Origin of the sequence: Caballeronia sp. ATUFL_F1_KS39 (assembly GCF_023630985.1) — a bacterium.
GTDB lineage: Bacteria > Pseudomonadota > Gammaproteobacteria > Burkholderiales > Burkholderiaceae > Caballeronia > Caballeronia zhejiangensis.
The window spans coordinates 50,131-70,274 of sequence record NZ_JALQDZ010000014.1 but is presented as its reverse complement, the minus strand read 5'-3'; the positions used below and the strand labels follow the sequence as shown (position 1 = coordinate 70,274).

General features: G+C 61.6%; 21 protein-coding genes. 9 read left to right on the top strand and 12 right to left on the bottom strand.

Annotation, left to right across the window (positions count from 1 at the left end):
* The first annotated feature begins 44 nt into the window (after positions 1 to 44).
* The 4 genes from NCR93_RS09125 to NCR93_RS09110 all read left to right on the top strand — a co-directional run bounded on the left by NCR93_RS09125 (position 45) and on the right by NCR93_RS09110 (position 4,832).
* The gene (locus NCR93_RS09125) at positions 45 to 920 is read left to right on the top strand and encodes a DUF5672 family protein (RefSeq protein WP_239295367.1); all 876 of its coding nucleotides are present in this window, start codon (positions 45 to 47) and stop codon (positions 918 to 920) included.
* A gap of 281 nt (positions 921 to 1,201) precedes the next feature.
* Entirely contained in the window at positions 1,202 to 2,599 is a 1,398-nt protein-coding gene (locus NCR93_RS09120) for a S8 family peptidase (protein WP_208457015.1), read from the top strand.
* Between the two features lie 294 nt (positions 2,600 to 2,893).
* Positions 2,894 to 3,763: a DUF5672 family protein gene (locus NCR93_RS09115; RefSeq protein ID WP_008341920.1), complete on the top strand. Its 870-nt coding sequence runs from the start codon at positions 2,894 to 2,896 to the stop codon at positions 3,761 to 3,763.
* Between the two features lie 193 nt (positions 3,764 to 3,956).
* On the top strand, positions 3,957 to 4,832 hold the full coding sequence (locus NCR93_RS09110; protein WP_175982717.1) for a DUF5672 family protein: 876 nt from the start codon (positions 3,957 to 3,959) through the stop codon (positions 4,830 to 4,832).
* Here NCR93_RS09110 and NCR93_RS09105 read toward each other — a convergent pair whose 3' ends face one another.
* The 10 genes from NCR93_RS09105 to NCR93_RS09060 all read right to left on the bottom strand — a co-directional run bounded on the left by NCR93_RS09105 (position 4,833) and on the right by NCR93_RS09060 (position 12,030).
* Complete coding sequence (locus NCR93_RS09105) at positions 4,833 to 5,579, bottom strand: SDR family oxidoreductase (RefSeq protein WP_008341918.1); 747 nt, start codon at positions 5,577 to 5,579, stop codon at positions 4,833 to 4,835. It lies immediately after the preceding gene.
* Positions 5,580 to 5,591: 12 nt separating this feature from the next.
* Positions 5,592 to 6,176 (bottom strand): LOG family protein, encoded by a 585-nt coding sequence (locus tag NCR93_RS09100; protein WP_034473048.1) that lies wholly within the window; start codon positions 6,174 to 6,176, stop codon positions 5,592 to 5,594.
* On the bottom strand, positions 6,177 to 6,923 hold the full coding sequence (locus tag NCR93_RS09095; RefSeq protein ID WP_008341915.1) for a TetR/AcrR family transcriptional regulator: 747 nt from the start codon (positions 6,921 to 6,923) through the stop codon (positions 6,177 to 6,179).
* Between the two features lie 144 nt (positions 6,924 to 7,067).
* Positions 7,068 to 7,622, bottom strand: coding sequence for a diacylglycerol kinase (locus NCR93_RS09090; RefSeq protein ID WP_034473049.1), 555 nt, complete (start codon positions 7,620 to 7,622; stop codon positions 7,068 to 7,070).
* On the bottom strand, positions 7,619 to 8,650 hold the full coding sequence (locus NCR93_RS09085) for a glycosyltransferase family 4 protein (RefSeq protein ID WP_034473050.1): 1,032 nt from the start codon (positions 8,648 to 8,650) through the stop codon (positions 7,619 to 7,621). Before NCR93_RS09085 ends, NCR93_RS09090 begins: the two co-directional genes overlap by 4 nt.
* Positions 8,651 to 8,679: 29 nt before the next feature.
* Positions 8,680 to 9,642 (bottom strand): UDP-2,3-diacylglucosamine diphosphatase, encoded by a 963-nt coding sequence (locus NCR93_RS09080; protein ID WP_239295366.1) that lies wholly within the window; start codon positions 9,640 to 9,642, stop codon positions 8,680 to 8,682.
* A 67-nt stretch (positions 9,643 to 9,709) separates the two neighbouring features.
* Positions 9,710 to 10,231, bottom strand: a complete 522-nt coding sequence (locus NCR93_RS09075) for an RDD family protein (protein WP_008341911.1) — start codon at positions 10,229 to 10,231, stop codon at positions 9,710 to 9,712.
* Complete coding sequence (locus NCR93_RS09070; protein ID WP_175982715.1) at positions 10,228 to 10,995, bottom strand: DUF3106 domain-containing protein; 768 nt, start codon at positions 10,993 to 10,995, stop codon at positions 10,228 to 10,230. The genes NCR93_RS09075 and NCR93_RS09070 overlap by 4 nt, the downstream gene beginning before the upstream one ends.
* 28 nt (positions 10,996 to 11,023) lie before the next feature.
* Positions 11,024 to 11,470, bottom strand: a complete 447-nt coding sequence (locus NCR93_RS09065) for a DUF3619 family protein (RefSeq protein WP_175982714.1) — start codon at positions 11,468 to 11,470, stop codon at positions 11,024 to 11,026.
* A complete protein-coding gene (locus tag NCR93_RS09060) occupies positions 11,467 to 12,030 on the bottom strand; it encodes an RNA polymerase sigma factor (protein ID WP_008341908.1) in 564 nt (187 codons plus the stop codon). The genes NCR93_RS09065 and NCR93_RS09060 overlap by 4 nt, the downstream gene beginning before the upstream one ends.
* 423 nt (positions 12,031 to 12,453) lie before the next feature.
* Between NCR93_RS09060 and NCR93_RS09055 the strand changes: the two genes are divergently transcribed.
* The 5 genes from NCR93_RS09055 to pssA all read left to right on the top strand — a co-directional run bounded on the left by NCR93_RS09055 (position 12,454) and on the right by pssA (position 17,530).
* Positions 12,454 to 14,217, top strand: a complete 1,764-nt coding sequence (locus NCR93_RS09055; RefSeq protein ID WP_008341907.1) for an acetolactate synthase 3 catalytic subunit — start codon at positions 12,454 to 12,456, stop codon at positions 14,215 to 14,217.
* 108 nt (positions 14,218 to 14,325) lie between these two features.
* A complete protein-coding gene (gene ilvN / locus NCR93_RS09050; RefSeq protein ID WP_008341906.1) occupies positions 14,326 to 14,817 on the top strand; it encodes an acetolactate synthase small subunit in 492 nt (163 codons plus the stop codon).
* A gap of 65 nt (positions 14,818 to 14,882) precedes the next feature.
* Positions 14,883 to 15,899: a ketol-acid reductoisomerase gene (gene ilvC, locus NCR93_RS09045; RefSeq protein WP_008341903.1), complete on the top strand. Its 1,017-nt coding sequence runs from the start codon at positions 14,883 to 14,885 to the stop codon at positions 15,897 to 15,899.
* Between the two features lie 106 nt (positions 15,900 to 16,005).
* Positions 16,006 to 16,650, top strand: coding sequence for a phosphatidylserine decarboxylase (locus tag NCR93_RS09040; RefSeq protein ID WP_034473054.1), 645 nt, complete (start codon positions 16,006 to 16,008; stop codon positions 16,648 to 16,650).
* Positions 16,651 to 16,663: 13 nt separating this feature from the next.
* Positions 16,664 to 17,530, top strand: coding sequence for a CDP-diacylglycerol--serine O-phosphatidyltransferase (gene pssA, locus NCR93_RS09035; protein ID WP_008341899.1), 867 nt, complete (start codon positions 16,664 to 16,666; stop codon positions 17,528 to 17,530).
* 71 nt (positions 17,531 to 17,601) lie between these two features.
* On the opposite strand, the gene NCR93_RS09030 is transcribed toward pssA, so the two are convergent.
* Together NCR93_RS09030 and lysS are read right to left on the bottom strand one after the other, a co-directional pair.
* On the bottom strand, positions 17,602 to 18,330 hold the full coding sequence (locus NCR93_RS09030) for a glycine zipper 2TM domain-containing protein (RefSeq protein ID WP_175982713.1): 729 nt from the start codon (positions 18,328 to 18,330) through the stop codon (positions 17,602 to 17,604).
* A gap of 286 nt (positions 18,331 to 18,616) precedes the next feature.
* Positions 18,617 to 20,143 (bottom strand): lysine--tRNA ligase, encoded by a 1,527-nt coding sequence (lysS, locus tag NCR93_RS09025; protein ID WP_175982712.1) that lies wholly within the window; start codon positions 20,141 to 20,143, stop codon positions 18,617 to 18,619.
* Position 20,144: the final 1 nt, after the last annotated feature.

The window sequence follows — 20,144 nt, the reverse complement described above, 5'->3', positions numbered from 1 at the left end:
CGCTGTATCAAGGCACTATTCATATATCGGACCATCGCAACAGCATGACGCGCGCGAACTTTAATCGAATTACTTTGGTTTCCGTAACAGGTTTGCAGGACGCCACGCGCGCCGTTCCAGCGCTGGAATTGAGTCGCAGACAGATGCCAGGCGCGCGCGCATTACTTTGCAGTCCGAATTCGCCGCGCGGGCTGCCTGAAGGAATCGCGCACCGCAAGATCGCTCCCATGAACTACCACGAATACAGCTGGTTCGTGATGTTTGCGCTTTGGAAGCTGATCGACACCGATTTCGCGCTCGTCTTGCAGGATGATGGCTGGGTTCTGGACGGCAATAACTGGCGTGACGAATTCTTCGACTACGACTACATAGGGGCACCCGTTCATCAGGCGTGCGTCGAATCGGCCGCCGGTACCGAATGGATTTCACACTTCAAATGGCGCGATCGGATAGATCGTCCGGGCCATGTCGTGCGGCCTGTTTTGAATGGAGGCTTCAGCCTGCGCAGCAGGCGCATGTTGCGCGCATTGATGGATCATCCGGAAATCAAGGTTGAGATTCCGCGGCCGGAATTACTCGATAACAGCGAATTTCGCATGCGCTGGAGTAATCGCGCACCCAATGAAGACGTGCAACTGACTGCCACTTTGCGTCCGCAACTCGAGGCGGTCGGGATCAAGTACGCTCCGCTCGATTTGTGCAAGCTGTTCGCGGTGGAAGACTCCGGTCCTATCTATGGCGATGCCGATTTCATGGACCTATTCGGCCATCATGCTTTCTGGCGCCGTCTGGTCAGCATCGATCCACCGAGCGTGGAGTACAAAGTCAAACGCAGTTTGGCACAGCGGGCATTCCGGGAAATGGATGTCGTGCGTATGTTGGAGGCGCGCGGGTATCGCGTAACGTTCGCTGCGGAGTGAGCAGGCATAGGGCGACACACTGGAAGACATCGCCCCCAGACGATGACGCTAGGGAGGTTTTCGGGAACTCATCATCGACGAAGGAGGACGGCATGGTCGCATAGCGTGTTAGTCGTAAGTTCATGTATTACGTTCCTATAAATTAGGTATACGAATTAAAAAATAGAATCAAAATAATGAAGAAAAGAACTATTGCTTTAATCATGGCTGCTTCCGCTAGTCTCGCAGCCTGCGGCGGGGGATCTTCCGAACTCGGATCGGTGTTGCCCGAGTCCACTCAAATGAAAGCGACAACGAGGCTCGCTGCGAACGAAATTCCTACGGAGTATGCATCGCGCGCGAATGTCAGCGGATTGCTTCAGGGAAGCGAGTACGACAGTTTCATCGTCTATTACCGCTCGCAGGCGAACGAGAGCGGCAGTGGTGACAGTGCCGCGCATCGATCAATCAACGACGCTACGCTGGCCACTTCGAACAATGCGCGCGTGGCCAAACTGAGGAATCTTTCGATCGAAGAAAGAAGTGTGACGCGTGGTCGAGGGCACGTCATCCGGGCGTCGAAGCGCATGAGTTCCTCTGAGGCTCAGGCGTTCATGGTGGAGTATCTGAAGAGCCCGGAGGTGGAGTACATCGAGCCTAACCTAATGCTGCAGGCGAATCTCGTGCCGAACGATCAGTTCTATAACAGCTATCAGTGGAATTTGTCGAGCCAGGCGACCGCCATTGCGATGCCTGCTGCGTGGGAACAAGCGACCGGAAAGGGCGTCGTGATTGCGGTGCTCGATTCGGGCTATACATCGCATAGGGATCTCGATGGTCAGACGCTTCCCGGATACAATTTTATAAGCAATGCAAACTACGATAGAAACCGGTCCGGGCGTTCATCCGATGCGACGGACCCCGGCAATTGGACGCAGATAGGGGACGTATGCCCCTCGGGTGTGCAGAATTCCGCGAAGGACTCGGAGTGGCACGGGGACCACGTTGCTGGAATCATCGCGGCAAAGACCAATAATGGGACTGGAATCGCCGGCGTCGCATATAACAGCAAGATCTTGCCGGTCCGGGTGCTTGGGCGCTGTGGCGGCGAGTTGTCGGACATCGCGGATGCCGTCGTGTGGGCCGCGGGAGGCTCAGTGTCAGGCGTACCTGATAACCCTTATCCAGCGCGCGTGATCAACATGAGTCTCGGTGGTATCGGCGCATGCAGTAAGACCATGCAAGACGCAGTCAGCTTTGCAGTTGAAAAAGGCGCCGTGATCGTCGCGGCAAGTGGAAATGCCAATGCCGACGCATCCACTCAACTGCCCGCAAACTGCCGTGGAGTGCTATCTATTGGTGCGACAAACTCTGCTGGCAATCGCTCGGCTACTTCGAACTATGGCTCGTCGGTCACGGTCATGGCGCCGGGCGAGGCAATTATCTCGCTTACTGACGAAGGGAAGACAGCTCCGCAATCGAACAACTCCTACAAGCTGTCAAGCGGCACGTCACAGTCTGCCCCGCACGTATCGGGTGTGATCGCGCTCATGCTCGAAAAGCAACCGAGTTTGACGCTGGACCAGATCAAGAGTGTTCTGGTCTCTACGGCCACTTCGATGGCCGGACGCTGCCCTGAGGGATGCGGGGGCGGAATTGTCAACGCCGAGAAAGCGCTTTCCAGTCTGCCGATCCAATAATCGCGGTTTCCAGAACGTCGCCATCGAGTGGTGCCCGGAAAGAAGGCCCTGCTCGATGGTGTGTGCGCGTTTCCGGATAAACACGCCCGCTGCACAGATTTTTCGATTCGTTGTCTGGACGGTCCTGACCCTGTGGATTCGTCTACCTATGCGACTTGAATTCGCACTATTTCTATGGCCCGTCGACATGCCATAAGCATAGACTCGCCGACCTGCCGACATCGACGAAACGGAACCTTGGCAGGCCCTTTCATAACAGCATTGGGTCGCTTATCCGCAGTTCATGGAAAAAGAATGCAGAATTTCAGCAACATTACGATCGTATCCGTAACCGGGTGTTCGAATGCCGGGCGGGCGGCCGATGCACTTACTTTGAGTTGGCAACAAATGCCGGGTGCGCGCGCATTATTGTGCAGTCCGCATGCTCCGGCGAACCTGCCAGCAGGAATCGAACATCGAAAGATTGCACCCCTCACGTATCAAGAGTACAGCTGGTTCATGATGTTCGCGCTATGGCGTGTCATCGAAACGGACTTTGCGCTGATTGTCCAGGACGATGGCTGGGTCCTCGATGCGAATAACTGGAGTGACGAGTTCCTGGACTACGATTACGTGGGGCCGCCGACTCATGTCGGGCGCATCGATACCCAAGACAGAACGCAATGGGTTGTTCACCACAAATGGGGCTTGGAACTTGATCAGCCGGGCAAGCGGGTCATGCCCGTGCTCAACGGTGGCTTCTGTTTGCGCAGCCGGCGCATGATGCGTGTATTCGCCGACCATCCCGAGATCATGGTGCGTATCCCGCCGCCGGATAGCGTAGGCGGAGATTCACTCAAGATGACATGGGTCAACGGCGCACCCAACGAAGATGTGCAGTTGACCGCGATTTTGCGCCCGGAACTGGAGGCCGTCGGAATACGCTTCGCGCCGGCGGAGCTATGCGCGCGCTTTGGAATGGAAAACGCCGGATATTTGCATCGCAACTTCAACACCATGACGCTGTTTGGTCACCATTGCTCGTGGCGGAGGCTAGTGAGTATCGATCCGCCCACGGTCCAATTTCAAATCAGACTAAGCGCCGTCATGAAGAAACATGGAGAACGTGCATTTGCACGTATGCTTCAGGAACGTGGATACCGATTGAGGTTCGTTCCGGAGTAGGCAAGATGGTGGAACCAAACCGGTCAGCCACCCGATCGATTTGCTCGCTTCATCGAAAATGATCGCGCACTTTCCCCGTCAAAACCATATTCTCGCCGCCAAATGCGCGTCGATGAATGACCCAGCCTTTTGAGATGGCGTCGAATGCCAGTGATTTAGAATCGCTCGGCATCCTTATCATCCGACGTGTTTCATGCCCGATTTCAGCAACATCACTCTGGTCTCCGTGACCGGACTGAACGACGCCCACGGCGCGGCGCTGGCGCTCGAATTCTCCCGCCGGCAAATGCCCGGCGCTTCCGCCTTGCTTCTAAGCCCGTCCGCACCCGGCAATCTTCCGCCGGACATTCGTCACCGTGCCATCGCGCCGCTGAGCTTCAAGGAATACAGCCTTTTCATGATGTTCGCGTTGTGGCGCATGGTCGAAACGGAGTACGTGCTGATCGTCCAGGAAGACGGCTGGCTGCTCGACGCGTCGAACTGGACCGATGAATTCCTCGAATACGACTATATCGGCGCGCCCGGACACCTCGCGCGCGTCGACAGACCCGAAGGCATTTACTGGAAGAAGGATTTTTCTTGGTACGGCGATCTCGAGAACCCGGACTCCGTCGTGATTCCGGTGCTCAACGGAGGCTTCAGTCTCCGTAGCCGTCGCATGCTTCGTGCGCTGGTCGATCATCCGCACATCCGGATGGTGGTCCCGCCGCCCGACGTCAGAGATTCCGAGCCGATCGCCATGAGCTGGTTCAACGACGCCACGCATGAAGACGTGCAACTCACCTGCATGTTGCGTCCCGAGCTGGAAGCCGTGGGTCTGCGGTTCGCGCCGCTCGAAGTCGCGGCGCGTTTCGGTTTCGAACATGCCGCGCTCAGTCACATCGGCGTGAACCTTCACGCTGTATTTGGCATGCACGGTTCATGGCGGCGTCTTGCCAGCATCGATCCGCCGGTCGTGCGTTATGGCGCGACGCGGCGCCACATCGACGAACATCCGCTGGAGCCGCCTGTGGTCAAGATGCTCGAGGAGCGCGGTTATCGGCTCGAGTTCATGCCCGAGCCTGCTTGATCAACGCCCGCCCGACACGTCCAGAATCGCGCCCGTCACATACGACGACGCATCCGACAACAGCCATACGATCGATTCGCCGACTTCATCGGCGGTGCCCGCGCGTCCGATCGGCGTCTGCACGCCAAGTACGTGCGCGCGATCCGGCTTGCCGCCGCTCGCGTGGATGTCGGTATCGATGAGCCCGGGGCGAATCGCGTTCACGCGCACGCCTTCGCGCCCGAGTTCCTTCGACAGCCCGATCGTGAGCGTGTCGATCGCACCTTTGGATCCCGCGTAATCGACGTACTCGTTCGGCCCGCCGAGCCGCGCCGCCGCCGACGATACATTCACGAGCGATCCGCCCTTGCCGCCGCGCGAAGTCGACATGCGCCGCGCCGCCTCGCGCGCGCAGAGATACGCACCGAGCACGTTGATGTCGAAGATGCGCTTCATGCGCGCGATATCCATGTCCGCGAGCATCGAACCGGGCGCGACGATGCCCGCGTTGTTCACGACGCCATCGATCTTGCCGAAAGCTTTCTCGGTCGCGTCGAACATCGCGATGATCGCGGCTTCGTCGCTGACGTCGCCGGGAATCGCGATGGCCTTGCCGCCCGCCGCAACGACGGCCGCGACGGTGTCATCGGCGGCCGCGGCGTTCGACGCGTAGTTGACGCCGACCGACCAGCCGCGCGCGCCCGCGAGCACCGCAGCCGAGCGGCCGATGCCGCGGCTTGCCCCCGTAATCAGGATGACTTTCGACATCGGTTCCGCTCCTCAGACGGCGTTACGTTTTTCGGACCACTTGTCGATCGCGGGCGGCGTGTAGGTCTTCAGCTTTGCGATCATCTCGCCGGGTTCGGCTGCGACCTGAATGAAATCCAGATACGCCTCGCGCATGAAGCCTTCGTCGACCGTATGACGCAGCATCGCGATGAGCGGATCGTAGTAGCCGTTCACGTCGAGCAAGCCGACCGGCTTCTGGTGATAGCCGAGCTGCGCCCACGTGTAGACCTCGAAAAACTCCTCGAACGTGCCGACGCCGCCCGGCATCGCGACGAACGCGTCCGACAGATCGGCCATCTTCTTCTTGCGCTCGTGCATGTCGGGCACGACGTGCAATTCGGTGAGATCCGTGTGGCCGACTTCCTTCGCGAGCAGCAACTCGGGAATCACGCCGACGGCGCGTCCGCCCGCGGCGAGCACTTCATCGGCGATGAGTCCCATCAGCCCGACGCGGCCGCCGCCGTAGACGAGCGAGAGATCGTTTTCAACGAGCGCGCGGCCGAATGCCTTGGCCGCTTCGGCATAGACGGGGCGGGCGCCGGTCGCGGAGCCGCAATAAACACAAACTGCCTTCATTTATCTGGAATCCTTCGGTATTTCGGTCTTCGACGCGTTCGATGCGTTGGACGCGTCTTCGCGCGGCGGCAGGAAATCCGCATACTCGCGCTTTGGCAGCTTACCGGAAACGAGATCGTCGAAGAGCTGACGCGAGCGTCCGCGCAGATACGGCGCCATGATCGAGATGATATGCAGGCTCGCCTGATGCAGTTCCGTGCGGATCGCTTCCTGATCGTTGTACTTGCGCGGATTCATCACGTACTGATACGACAGCCAGTACGTCGCGATCACGCCGATGTTCGTCGCGATTACCTTGATCTCCTCGGGCGTCGCGACCATTTCCTGATCGGCCACGAGCGCCTCGCACAACTGGCTCGCGAAGTGCACCTTGTGCGTGATGATCTGCTTGAAGTGCGTTTCGAGCGTGCGGTTGCGCGCGAGCAGATCGTTCAGGTCGCGATACAGGAAGCGGTAAGTCCACAGGAAATCCGCCATGTATTGCAGATACGACCACATCTCGTCGATCGTCGGGCGATGATCGTCCGGAAAGCGCAGACGCTTCTGAATCTGCTGCTCGAACTGCGCGAAGATGCTGTTGATGATGTCGTCTTTGTTGCGGAAATGGTAGTACAGGTTGCCTGGACTGATTTCCATCTCCTCGGCGATCGTCGTCGTGGTGACGTTCGGCTCGCCGATATCGTTGAACAACTTCAGCGACAGCTCGAGTATCCGTTCGCGGGTGCGGCGGGGTGGTTTGGCTTCCATGTCGTCCGACCTTGGGATCGGGCCGCGAGGGCTCGGGATGAGCGTTCGCGCGGCCGCTTCCGTTGCTATTTTTGAGAATATCGGACGATTATAAACCGGTCGTTCTGCGGCACGGACGCGAGCTTTGAGCGCACGAATTCTCTTTTATAAGATACGCGCGAGCCAAGCGGATGCAAACGGCCAAAGAATCAGACCCCAGGTAATGACGCAGACGCCGAGCGCGACCATCACCGCGGCGCTGCCGAAATCCTTCGCGCGCTTTGACAACTCGTGACGTTCGAGCGATATCCGGTCGATGGCCGCCTCGACGCTCGAATTCAGCAACTCGACGATCAGCACCAGCAGCACGGACGCGATCAGCGCCGCGCGCTCGACGGGCGCGACCGGCACGAAAAGGCTGCACGGCAAGAGGATCGCGGCGAGCGTCAATTCCTGACGAAACGCGCTTTCCTCGCGAATCGCGACGCGAAAACCGTACAGCGAATTTTTCATCGCGTGCCACGCGCGCGTGAAGCCGCGGTTGCCCTTGTACGGATTGAAGGGCAGGTCGTCGGGGCCGAGCGGCTCGGGCGGCTGCGCGGACGTTTCGTCGATGTCTTCGGGGTCATCGTCGAAGGGATCGCGCGCGCGGCCCGTCGCGGACGAAGCGCCTCGCGCGTTCGCTTCGGCCCGTTCCTGCGCCACGGCGTGTCGCGTCATGCCGCTGCCCGGTCCGAGCTCGCGGCGCGCGGCCCGAACTGGCGCAGATGCGATGCGAACTGCTCCGAGGCCGCGCGCCACGAGAAGCGTTCGGCCCACGCGCGGGCATCGGCGCGTTCGATTTTCAGCGCCTGCAGGCAGGCTTCGTGAAGGTCGTCGTCGAGCGCACCGGGGCCGTTTTCGCCGAGCACGTCGATCGGGCCCGTCACCGGATAGGCCGCGACCGGCGTGCCGCAGGCCATCGCTTCGAGCAGCACGAGGCCGAAAGTATCGGTCTTGCTGGGGAACACGAAGACATCCGCCGCCGCGTAGACCTTCGCGAGCTCGGGCTGCGACAGCACGCCCAGATAGTTGACGTTCGTATAGCGCGACTTCAGCTCCGCGAGCGCCGGACCTTCGCCCGCGACCCACTTCGAGCCGGGCAGATCGAGCTTGAGAAACGCCTCGACGTTCTTTTCCACGGCCACGCGCCCGACGTACAGAAAGATCGGCCGCGCCGTGTTGAGCACCTTCGACTCCATCGGATGAAAGATGTCGAGATCGACGCCGCGCGTCCACAGCACGACATTCGTGAAGCCGTATTTTTCGAGATCGCTCTTGACGACGGGCGTCGGCGCCATCACCGCCTGCGAGCCCTTGTGGAACCAGTGGAGGAAGCGATACGTCAGCGCGAGCGGGATGCCGAAGCGCGCCTTCACATACTCCGGAAAGCGCGTGTGGTACGCGGTCGTGAACGGCAGCTTGTGACGCAGCGCATACGCGCGCGCCGCGAGTCCGAGCGGACCTTCGGTGGCGATGTGCAGCGCGTCCGGCCCGAACGCGTCGATGCGGCTCGCGACGCGCTGTCCCGGCATCAGCGACAGGCGAATCTCCGGATAGGTCGGGCAGGGAATCGTTCTGAACTCGAGCGGCGTGAGCAATTCCACGCGATGTCCGAGCGCGGTGAGTTCCTTCGTCGTCTGCGTGAGCGTGCGCACGACGCCGTTGACCTGCGGTTCCCATGCGTCGGTAACGATCATGATCTTCATCGGCTTTGGCCCCGTTGGTTCGTTCGTGGTCAGACGGTCGCGCGTGCTTTCGCCGGCCGCGCTTCCGGCGAGCGCATCACCGTCCAGTAGACGATTTTCAGTTCGCCGTCGTAGGTTTCGACGAGCGCCGAGAGACTCTCGACCCAGTCGCCGTCGTTGCAGTAGAGAATGCCGTCGATGTCGCGGATTTCGGCCTTGTGGATGTGCCCGCACACGACGCCGTCGCAGCCGCGGCGGCGCGCTTCGTCGGTCATCACGCGCTCGAACTGCGAGATGAAGTTCACCGCGTTCTTGACCTGATGCTTCAGGTATTGCGACAGCGACCAGTAGTTGAAGCCGAGCTTCGTGCGCACGCGATTGAACCAGCGGTTGAGCAGCAGGATCATCGTGTAGGCGGTGTCGCCGAGATAGGCGAGCCATTTGGCGTGCTGGATCACGCCATCGAAGAGATCGCCGTGTACGATCCATAGACGCTTGCCCGCGAGCGTCGTGTGAAAGGCTTCGCCGCGAACGTGGATGTCGCCGAACGCGAGATCGCAGAACTGGCGCGCCGCTTCGTCGTGATTGCCCGGGATGTACACGACCTGCGTGCCCTTTCGCGCCTTGCGCAGGATTTTCTGCACGACGTCGTTGTGCGCCTGCGGCCAGAACCAGCCTTTACGAAGCTGCCATCCGTCGATGATGTCGCCGACGAGATACAGATACTCCGACTCGTGGTGCCGCAGGAAATCGAGCAGATACGGCGCCTGGCAGCCGCCCGAGCCGAGGTGGATATCGGACAGCCAGATCGTGCGGTATCGATGCGGCTCTCCGCCAGAATCGGCGATGCCGTCGTGCTGGCCCGGCGACGCGGATTCGGACCCGAACGATTCCGTGGACTCCGATCGCAGCGCGAAGGGACCGGTGCGCAGTTCGCTATTGCTGAAGCTGAAGGGAGAGGGCGGGTCGATTGCCGGTCGGGCGGACGAGTTGAAGGCCATTGGCTCGCGCATCGGGTTTCGGTATGCGCATTACGCCTTCCGGCCGTGACCGAGCCGTGACAGTCACGAGAAGTTCTTATTACTTGACAACGGATTGCGCGGGAACGATGCGCGTGCCGGCGAGGCGGTCATGGAGAAATTGACGCGCCGGATCGAGCCACACGGCGGCGGCCCACAGCGCGACCCACGCGGCGAAGACGGCGAGCGTCTGCGGCACGGCGAGCGAGAAGAGCGGATGCAGCGCGAGCGGCGGCAGGAACCACAGCCACGCGAGCGCGTAGCGCGCGAGCGCGCGGGCGGGTTTGACGGGTTGCCCGCGCGCATCGACGAGTTTGAGGCGCCAGGTTTTCATCGGCAGGGTCTGGCCGCCGTGCGTCCAGAAATACACGAAGTAAGCCGCGAGGACGATGCCGATCCACGACATCAGCCAGTTGTGATGCGTGAGGCCGTTGCGTTGCTGCGTGAGCGTGCTGAAGAGATAACCGGCGAGGAACACGACGCCGAAGAGAATGACGCCTTCGTAGAGCATCGTCGCGAGCCGGCGGCGCAGTGTGGGCGCGCGCATCGGATCGACGGTGGCCACTGCCGGCTGCGCGCTCACGAGCCGTTGTACATCGAAGGCGCCTGCTGCGGCGATACCGGAATCGGCGTGGCCGGCACGATGCTCGCCGCGCTCGGAATGGCGGGTTGCGCCGGCGAGCCGGAAACGGGCACTGCCGGCGCGGCCGCCGCCGCCGAACTGCCTTCCGCGTGGCCGCCGACGTGTCCCTGCTCGCGCGCCGCGACGAGCCGGTTGATGTCCTTCACTTCCGTCTTGCCGGTGGGCGGCGCGGAAACGATTGTCGGACGGCGCGTGTGCTCGCTCGCGGCCAGCTTTTTCTTCTGTTCTTCGGAGAGCTTCTGATACGCGTCCCACGCCTTCTCGCGCTTTTCGAGCGGCACCGACTTCGAAACCTGATAGTTCTCGCGCGCGACCTTGCGCTGGTCGGGCGTGAGCCGCACCCATTCTTCCATGCGCTGATGCAGATGCTTCTGCGCGTCGGGCGACATCCGATGGAACCGCGACGCGATCCTGAGCCACTTTTTCTTGCGCTCGTCGGAGAACGAGTCCCACTGCGTGGCGAAGGGCGCGAGCGCAACGTGCTGCGCTTCGGTGAGATGACTCCAGGAGATCGGGCTGTCGGACGACAGCGCGGCGAGCGGCGATGCGTTCGAATCGGCGGGCGTGCCGGAACTGCCGCTCGGCGCGGCGGCGGACGACGGCGCTGCGGCGGTGGAATAAAAGCGCGGATAAGTCGCGGCGAACGCAACCAGACCCGCAATCGCGCAACTAAAGACAATCGCGAGACCGCGCTTGTAACTCACCCGGAAATTCCCCCGCTGTTTTCAGTGCTTAATGATTGCGCGTCAGATACGCGTTGAAACCGTGATCCAGATAGGCGTCGATGGGCAGGCTGTCGCTCATCATGGCCGCGTCGATGTCGGCCAGTTCCGCCTTGCGCTGCTGATCTTCCCAATACGCGATGCCCGCAATCCCGATGACGAGCGCCGCGAGCGGCCACGCGAGTCCGAGGCCGCCGAGCCGCGCGAGCAGCCCTTTTGCGCCGCGGCCGTTATCGGCGCCGCCCGCGTCGAGCGTGCCTCCGGCGAACGCCGGAGCGAAGGCGGGCGCGGTCATCGCGACGGCCACCTTCTCCGGCTTCTTGCGCGCGATCGCGGCGCGGCGCGCATCGCGCAGCCGGTCGACGGCGGCAGCCGGAATGTTCGACGTGCTTTCATCGAGTGCGCGCACGACTTTCAGCGCGAACTCGTTTTCCTTCGTTTCAAGAGTGGAACTCATAGCGTGATCCCTTTGGCTTTCAGGGCTTGCGCGAGTGCATGCGTAGCGCGTGAACAGTGCGTCTTCACGCTACCCTCGGAGCATCCCATCGCGGCGGCCGTCTCGGCGACATCCATATCCTCCCAGTAACGCATGAGAAAAGCTTCTCGTTGACGCGCGGGCAGTTTCTGGATTTCGGCGTCGATCAGATTCAATACCTGCTCGCGCTCCAGACGGTTTTCGCTGCTCTCGCTGCCCGCCGCGCCGTCCTCGGATTCGAGGGTTTCGAGCGGGTCGAATTCGTCGTCGTCCGCATTGCCGAAGGACGAAAACAGGCTGACCCAGGTGTTGCGCACCTTCTGGCGACGGAAATAATCATGCGTCGCGTTCTGAAGGATACGCTGGAATAAAAGGGGAAGCTCGGATGCAGGCCGGTCGCCGTATTTTTCCGCCAGCTTGATCATCGCGTCCTGCACGATGTCGAGCGCCGCGTCGTCGTCGCGAACGGTGTACACGGTTTGCTTGAACGCGCGTCTTTCGACGCCCGCCAGGAAGTCGGCGAGTTCCTTGTCTGATGCCATCCGTTGGGGACCCGGCGCAACGAAGCTGCGTCCGAAGTTGCGTCGATGAGGATCGTGGAGTTCTAGGAAAACCTGCGAATCCTAGCAAAGTTTCGCCGCATCCGGAGCGGATGAGAGCTTTTGTTGCCATTTGCCGCCTGCACTCGACCGGCCGAATGCGCCCCGGACAGCCGCTCCCCGTAAAGGAACTTTCGCACCGCAACGGCGCAAAATCAGCGCGCACGCCGCGTTCGGTAACTTTTTGCTTGACCGCCCGCGCGCGCCGCTGTTACATTTTCTGACTCGCATCATCAGTGAAATGTCTGCTTTGAGGCGAGCCCAAGAAGCACGCCAGTCAAACCTAGACGCGCCGCTTGAACCCGAGCCACAAGCCCGGCAGAGAGCACCCGATCAATTTTTTGCCGAAAATTCGAAAGGTGATGAATGAACATGCCCAGCGCGGAATTCTCCACGTCGGATACGACTCCTCCTCACGAAGCTGACTCCATCGGCGCCACCGTGCTCATGCGCGCATTGGCCGATGAGAACGTCGAGTTCATTTGGGGCTATCCCGGCGGCTCGGTACTCTACATCTACGACGAGCTGTACAAGCAAGACCAGATTCAGCACATTCTCGTGCGCCACGAGCAGGCCGCCGTGCACGCCGCCGACGCGTATTCGCGCTCGACCGGCAACGTCGGCGTGTGTCTCGTGACCTCGGGCCCGGGCGTCACCAATGCCGTCACCGGCATCGCCACGGCCTACATGGATTCGATTCCGCTCGTCGTCATCAGCGGGCAGGTTCCGACTGCGGCCATCGGTCTCGACGCATTCCAGGAGTGCGACACCGTCGGCATCACGCGTCCATGCGTGAAGCACAACTTCCTCGTGAAGGACGTGCGCGACTTGGCCGAGACCGTCAAGAAAGCGTTCTACATCGCGCGTACCGGCCGTCCCGGCCCGGTGCTGATCGACATTCCGAAGGACGTGTCGAAGGCGCCGTGCAAGTACGAGCCGGTCAAGAGCGTGTCGCTGCGTTCGTACAATCCGGTCACGAAGGGCCATTCGGGCCAGATCCGCAAGGCGGTGCAGCTTCTGCTGTCGGCGAAGCGCCCGTACATCTATACCGGCGGCGGCATCATCCTCGCCGATGCATCGCGCGAGCTGAACCAGTTCGCCGATCTGCTCGGCTATCCCGTCACCAACACGCTGATGGGCCTCGGCGGCTATCGCGCATCGGACAAGAAGTTCCTCGGCATGCTCGGCATGCACGGCACGTACGAAGCCAACATGGCGATGCAGAACTGCGACGTGCTGATCGCCATCGGCGCGCGCTTCGACGACCGCGTGATCGGCGATCCGAAGCACTTCGCGTCGTCGCCGCGCAAGATCATCCATATCGACGTCGACCCGTCGTCCATTTCCAAGCGCGTGAAGGTGGATATCCCCATCGTCGGCGACGTGAAGGAAGTGCTCAAGGAGCTCATCGAGCAGCTTCAGCACGCCGAGCACGGCCCGGACACGCAGGCGCTCGCGAAGTGGTGGGACGAGATCGAAGGCTGGCGCTCGAAGGATTGCCTGTCCTACGACCGCAAGAGCGAGATCATCAAGCCGCAGTACGTCGTCGAAAAGCTCTGGGAACTGACCGACGGCAACGCGTTCGTGTGTTCCGATGTCGGCCAGCATCAGATGTGGGCGGCGCAGTTCTATCCGTTCAACAAGCCGCGCCGCTGGATCAACTCGGGCGGTCTCGGCACGATGGGCTTCGGCCTGCCGGCGGCGATGGGCGTGAAGATGGCCTATCCGGACGACGAAGTGGTCTGCATCACGGGCGAAGGCTCGATCCAGATGTGCATTCAGGAGCTCTCGACGTGCAAGCAGTACAACACGCCCGTCAAGATCATCTCGCTGAACAACCGCTATCTCGGCATGGTGCGCCAGTGGCAGCAGATCGAATACAAGAAGCGCTATTCCAGTTCGTACATGGACGCGCTGCCCGACTTCGTGAAGCTCGCTGAGGCGTACGGTCACGTCGGCATTCGCGTCGAAAAGACCGCGGACGTCGAGCCGGCGCTGAAGGAAGCGCTGCGCCTGAAGGATCGCACCGTATTTCTCGACTTCCAGACCGATCCCACCGAAAACGTATTCCCGATGGTGCAGGCAGGCAAAGGCATCACGGAAATGCTGCTCGGGTCTGAGGATCTATAACGCGGCTTCGACTCGCGAGGCCCGCGCGCGCCTGTCTTCACAAAGGACATGTGACGCGCGCGGGTTTTTCGGACGAACGCCTCTTCTGGACACATTCGGGAAAAGACAATGAAACACATCATCTCCGTTTTGCTGGAGAACGAACCGGGCGCGTTATCGCGCGTCGTCGGGCTCTTTTCGGCACGCGGCTATAACATCGAAACGCTGACGGTGGCGCCGACCGAAGACAGTTCGCTGTCGCGGCTGACCATCGTCTCCATTGGCTCGGACGACGTGATCGAACAGATCACGAAGCACCTGAACCGCCTGATCGAGGTGGTGAAAGTGGTCGACCTGACAGAGGGCGCCCACATCGAGCGCGAGCTGATGCTCATCAAGGTAAGGGCGGTCGGCAAGGAACGCGAAGAAATGAAGCGCATGGCGGATATCTTCCGCGGCCGCATCATCGACGTGACCGAGAAGACCTACACGATGGAACTGACGGGCGCGTCCGACAAGCTCGACGCGTTCATCCAGGCGCTCGACGCCACGGCGATCCTCGAAACGGTTCGCACGGGCAGCTCAGGCATCGGCCGGGGCGAGCGGATTCTCAAGGTCTGACGCCTTTCCAGTCAAAACGAAGCAAAGTAGCGCAACCAAATTCAACGCACGATCAAGGAACCACCATGAAAGTTTTCTACGACAAGGACGCCGACCTCTCCCTCATCAAGGGCAAGCAAGTCACCATCATCGGTTATGGCTCGCAAGGCCATGCACACGCGCTCAACCTGAAGGAAAGCGGCGTGAACGTGACGGTCGGCCTGCGTAAGGGCGGCGCATCGTGGAGCAAGGCCGAGAACGCGGGCCTCAAGGTGAAGGAAGTGGCCGAAGCCGTGAAGGGCGCGGACGTGGTCATGATGCTGCTGCCGGACGAGCAGATCGCTGAAGTCTACAAGAACGAAGTGCATGACAACGCCAAGCAGGGCGCGGCGCTCGCGTTCGCGCACGGCTTCAACGTGCACTACGGTCAGGTGATCCCGCGCGCCGATCTGGACGTCATCATGATCGCGCCGAAGGCCCCGGGCCACACCGTGCGCAACACGTACACACAAGGCGGCGGCGTGCCGCACCTGGTCGCCGTGGCGCAGGACAAGTCCGGCTCCGCGCGCGACGTGGCGCTGTCGTATGCGGTGGCGAACGGCGGCGGCCGCGCGGGCATCATCGAAACGAACTTCCGTGAAGAAACCGAAACCGACCTGTTCGGCGAGCAGGCCGTGCTGTGCGGCGGTACCGTCGACCTGATCAAGGCCGGCTTCGAAACGCTGGTGGAAGCCGGCTACGCGCCGGAAATGGCGTACTTCGAGTGCCTGCACGAACTGAAACTGATCGTCGACCTGATCTACGAAGGCGGCATCGCCAACATGAACTACTCGATCTCGAACAACGCCGAATATGGCGAATACGTGACGGGTCCGCGCATCGTCACGGAAGAGACGAAGAAGGCGATGAAGGCCGTGCTGAAGGACATCCAGACGGGCGAATACGCGAAGAGCTTCATCATCGAGAACCGCGCGGGTGCGCCGACGCTGCAATCGCGCCGCCGTCTGACTTCGGAGCATCAGATCGAGCAAGTCGGCGAGAAGCTGCGCGCGATGATGCCGTGGATCGCGAAGAACAAGCTCGTCGACCAGTCGAAGAACTAAATCTTTCGCTAGTCACGCTTTTTGCTGCATCGAAAGCCGCCCGGATGCCCTGTGCGCCGGGCGGCTTTTGCTATCCTACGGTTTTTATAAAACACAGAACTCGTTCATGAACTATCCTCATCCGATCATTGCCCGCGAAGGCTGGCCGTTCATCGCCATCGCGGCTGTCGTCGCCATCCTCGTTCAGGCGATCGGCGGCTTTGGCTTCGCCTGGATCTTCTGGCTGATCGTGATTTTCGTCGTCCAGTTCTTCCGCGATCCGGCCCGCCCGATTCCGACCCAGCCCAACGCGGTGCTGTGTCCGGCGGATGGCCGCATCGTCGCGGTCGAAACCGCGCACGATCCGTACGTGGGCCGCGAAGCGCTCAAGATCAGCGTGTTCATGAACGTGTTCAACGTACACTCGCAGCGCTCGCCGGTGGACGGCGCCATCACGAAGGTGCAGTACTTTCCGGGCGCGTATTTGAACGCGGCCGTCGATAAAGCGTCGACCGAGAACGAGCGCAACGCGGTCGTGCTGCAGACGGCGGGCGGGCATACCGTGACGTCGGTGCAGATCGCGGGCCTCATCGCGCGACGCATTCTCTGCTACGTGCATGTGGGCGAGCCGCTCACGCGCGGCCAGCGCTACGGCTTCATTCGCTTCGGCTCGCGTGTCGACGTGTATCTGCCGGTTGGCAGCCGGCCGCGCGTGTCGATCGGCGAGAAGGTTTCGGCTTCGTCGACGATCCTCGCCGAATTCGCGGAATAACGCGGAGGATTCGATGGCGGCATTCAAACCGCGCCGTAATCGCGCGAACGCGACGCCTCCGCGCGCGTTCCGCCGCAACAAGGCCGCGCAGGACGTCGGCGCCGTGGAGACGCGGCGCGCGAAGCGGCAGCAGTTCCTCAGAAAACGCGGCATTTACCTGCTGCCCAACGCGTTCACCACGGCCGCGCTTTTTTGCGGCTTCTTCGCCGTCGTTCAGGCGATGAACGTGCGTTTCGAGATCGCGGCCATCGCCATTTTCGTCGCGATGGTGCTCGATGGCATGGACGGACGCGTCGCGCGCATGACGCACACGCAGAGCGCGTTCGGCGAGCAGTTCGACAGCCTTTCGGACATGGTGTCGTTCGGCGTCGCGCCGGCGCTCGTCATGTACGAATGGGTGTTGAAGGATCTCGGGCGCTGGGGCTGGCTCGCCGCGTTCGTCTACTGCTCGGGCGCGGCGCTGCGGCTCGCGCGCTTCAATACGAACGTCGGCGTGGTCGACAAGCGGTACTTCCAGGGCTTGCCGTCACCGGCCGCGGCTGCGCTGATCGCCGGTTTCGTCTGGCTCGCGACCGACAATCGCGTGCCGCTCAAGCTCGTGTGGCTGCCGTGGGTCGCGTTTGCGCTGACCATCTACGCCGGCGTGACGATGGTATCGAACGCGCCGTTCTACAGCGGCAAGGCGCTCGACGTGCGCTATCGCGTGCCGTTCGCGGGCGTGTTGCTGATCGTGGTGGCGTTCGTACTGGTGTCGTCGGATCCGCCGGTCATGCTGTTCTGCCTGTTCGTGCTGTACGGCTTCTCGGGCTATATCTGGTGGGGCTATCTCGCGATACGCGGACGGCCGAATCCCGCGCGCAGTTCGCAGCGGGAACACTAGGACTCGACGCTTTCAAACAAAAAAGGCGGCAACCGATGAGGTTCGCCGCCTTTTTGCTTTTTGCGCGCCGATCAACCCGCGACCAGCGTGCCGTTCTGAATATGCACGCGCTCGCCTTGCTGGAACGGCGGCGGATTCTTGTACGTGAAGGTCCGAGTCTTGCCGTTTTCCATCCGCACGTGCACCGAGTAATCGGTTTCGCTGCGGATATGCTTTTCGACCGAATTGCCGGCCAGACCGCCGCCGAGCGCGCCGAGCAGCGTCATCGCCGTGCGCCCGCCGCCACGGCCGAACTGATTGCCAACGACGCCGCCCGCCACCGCGCCGCCGACCGCGCCGATGCCGGTGCCGCGGCCTTCATGCTTGACGGCCGAAATCGACTCGACGGTGCCGCACGTCGAGCAATACGCCGGATGCTGCGGCGGTTGCTGCGCATACGATGGCTGCGCGGGTCGTGGCTGCGCCGGGGCCGGTTGCGCCTGCTGCTGTGCCGCTTGCTGTTGCTGGGCGGCTTGTTGCTGCGCCGCCTGCTGTTGAGCGGCGGCTTGCTGCTGCGCCGGGCTCGGCGCGGCGGAATCGACTACTGGCTGCTGCGCGACCGCCGCCGTCTGTGTCTGCGGGTTCTGCGAGGAATTGCTCGATGCTCTCGGGAACAGTCCCGTCATCGCGGCGGTAGCCACGAGGCTCGCGACGATGACTGCGCCCGCCGCCGTGGCGATGAGCGGATGCAGACGCCGCTGCGGCGGGTGAGCGCTGCCGGAAGAGGGTGACGTGCTGAGTTTGCTGGTTCCGTTATCCATTATCGAACCTCCGTTTCGAGGCGAACTGCCGCTACCGATGTCGGCGATTACGCCCATTCTCGGGGAAGCGCCGACTTTCCGCTTTTTCGGCGTGTAACAAATTCGCGGAGATTGTCTCTTTCGAGGAAAGCAGGAGCGATGCCAATCTCGATCGCTCGCGGCTGTGCGCCCTTCCGGGCCGAATACGGCTTGAAATTTTTACCAGCGGTTACAACAACGATCGTTCCATCGAAAAAAAACGCGCCTCGAAAGGCGCGCTTTTTTCGCTGAAAACCGAGGCGAAAGCTCAGTCCTCGCGACGCAGATGCGGGAACAGAATCACGTCGCGAATACTCGGGCTGTCGGTCAGCAGCATCACCAGACGGTCGATGCCGATGCCGCAACCGCCCGTCGGCGGCATGCCGTATTCGAGCGCGCGGATGTAATCGGCGTCGAAGTACATCGCTTCTTCGTCGCCGGCGTCCTTCTGGTCGACCTGCTTCTGGAAGCGCGCGGCCTGATCTTCCGGATCGTTCAGCTCCGAGAAGCCGTTGGCGATTTCGCGGCCCGTGATAAAGAGCTCGAAACGCTCGGTGATGCCCGGCACCGAATCCGACGCACGCGCGAGCGGCGACACTTCGATCGGATAATCGACAATGTACGTCGGCTCCCACAATTGCGATTCCGCCGTCTCTTCGAACAGCGCGAGCTGCAGCGAGCCGAGACCGGCGTTGAGGAACGCGGGCTGCGTCGTATCCACACCGAACTTCTTCAGTTCCGTGCGCAGGAAGGCGGCATCGGACAACTGCGCGTCGGTGTATTGCGGCGCGTACTTCTGAATCGCCTGATTGATCGTCAGACGATGGAACGGCTTGCTCAAATCAAGCTCGCGCCCCTGATACGTGATGGTGGCGGTGCCGAGCGCATCGATCGCGGCCTGGCGGATCAGTTGCTCGGTGAAGTCCATCAGCCAGCGGTAATCGGTGTACGCGGCGTAGAACTCCATCATCGTGAACTCCGGATTGTGACGCGGCGACACGCCTTCGTTCCGGAAGTTACGGTTGATCTCGAACACGCGCTCGAAACCGCCGACGATCAGCCGCTTCAGATACAGCTCGGGCGCGATGCGCAGGAACATTTGCATGTCGAGCGCGTTGTGATACGTGGTGAACGGCTTGGCCGCCGCGCCGCCGGGAATGGGGTGGAGCATCGGCGTTTCGACTTCCATGAAGCTCGCCTGCGCCATGAAATTGCGGATCGACGTGACGGCTTTCGTGCGCGCCATGAAGGTCTTGCGCGATTCCGGCGTGACGATCAGATCGACATAGCGCTGGCGATAGCGCGTTTCCTGATCGGCGAGGCCGTGGAACTTGTCCGGCAGCGGACGCAGCGCCTTCGAGAGCAGACGCAACTCCGTGCAGCGCACCGACAGCTCGCCCTTGTTCGTGCGGAACAGCACGCCCTTGGCGGCGACGATATCGCCCAGATCCCACTTCTTGAATGCGTCGTAGGTTTCGGCGCCGACGTCCGCGGGCGTCACGAAGAACTGGATCTGGCCGCTGCCATCCTGAACCGTCGCGAAGCTCGCCTTGCCCATCACGCGCTTCAACATCATCCGGCCGGCGATCGCGACGGGCAGGGGATTCGCTTCGAGCGCGTCTTTATCCGTTTCGGCGTAGTCGCTCTGCAGCGCGGCGGCCTGATGCGTCGGGCGGAAGTCGTTCGGATAGGCGATGCCTTGCTCGCGCATCGCGCGCAGCTTGTCGCGTCGCTCGGCGATGATCTGGTTCTCTTCCAGTTCGGGAGCGGCGCCCGGTTGAATCGGTTCGGTCATG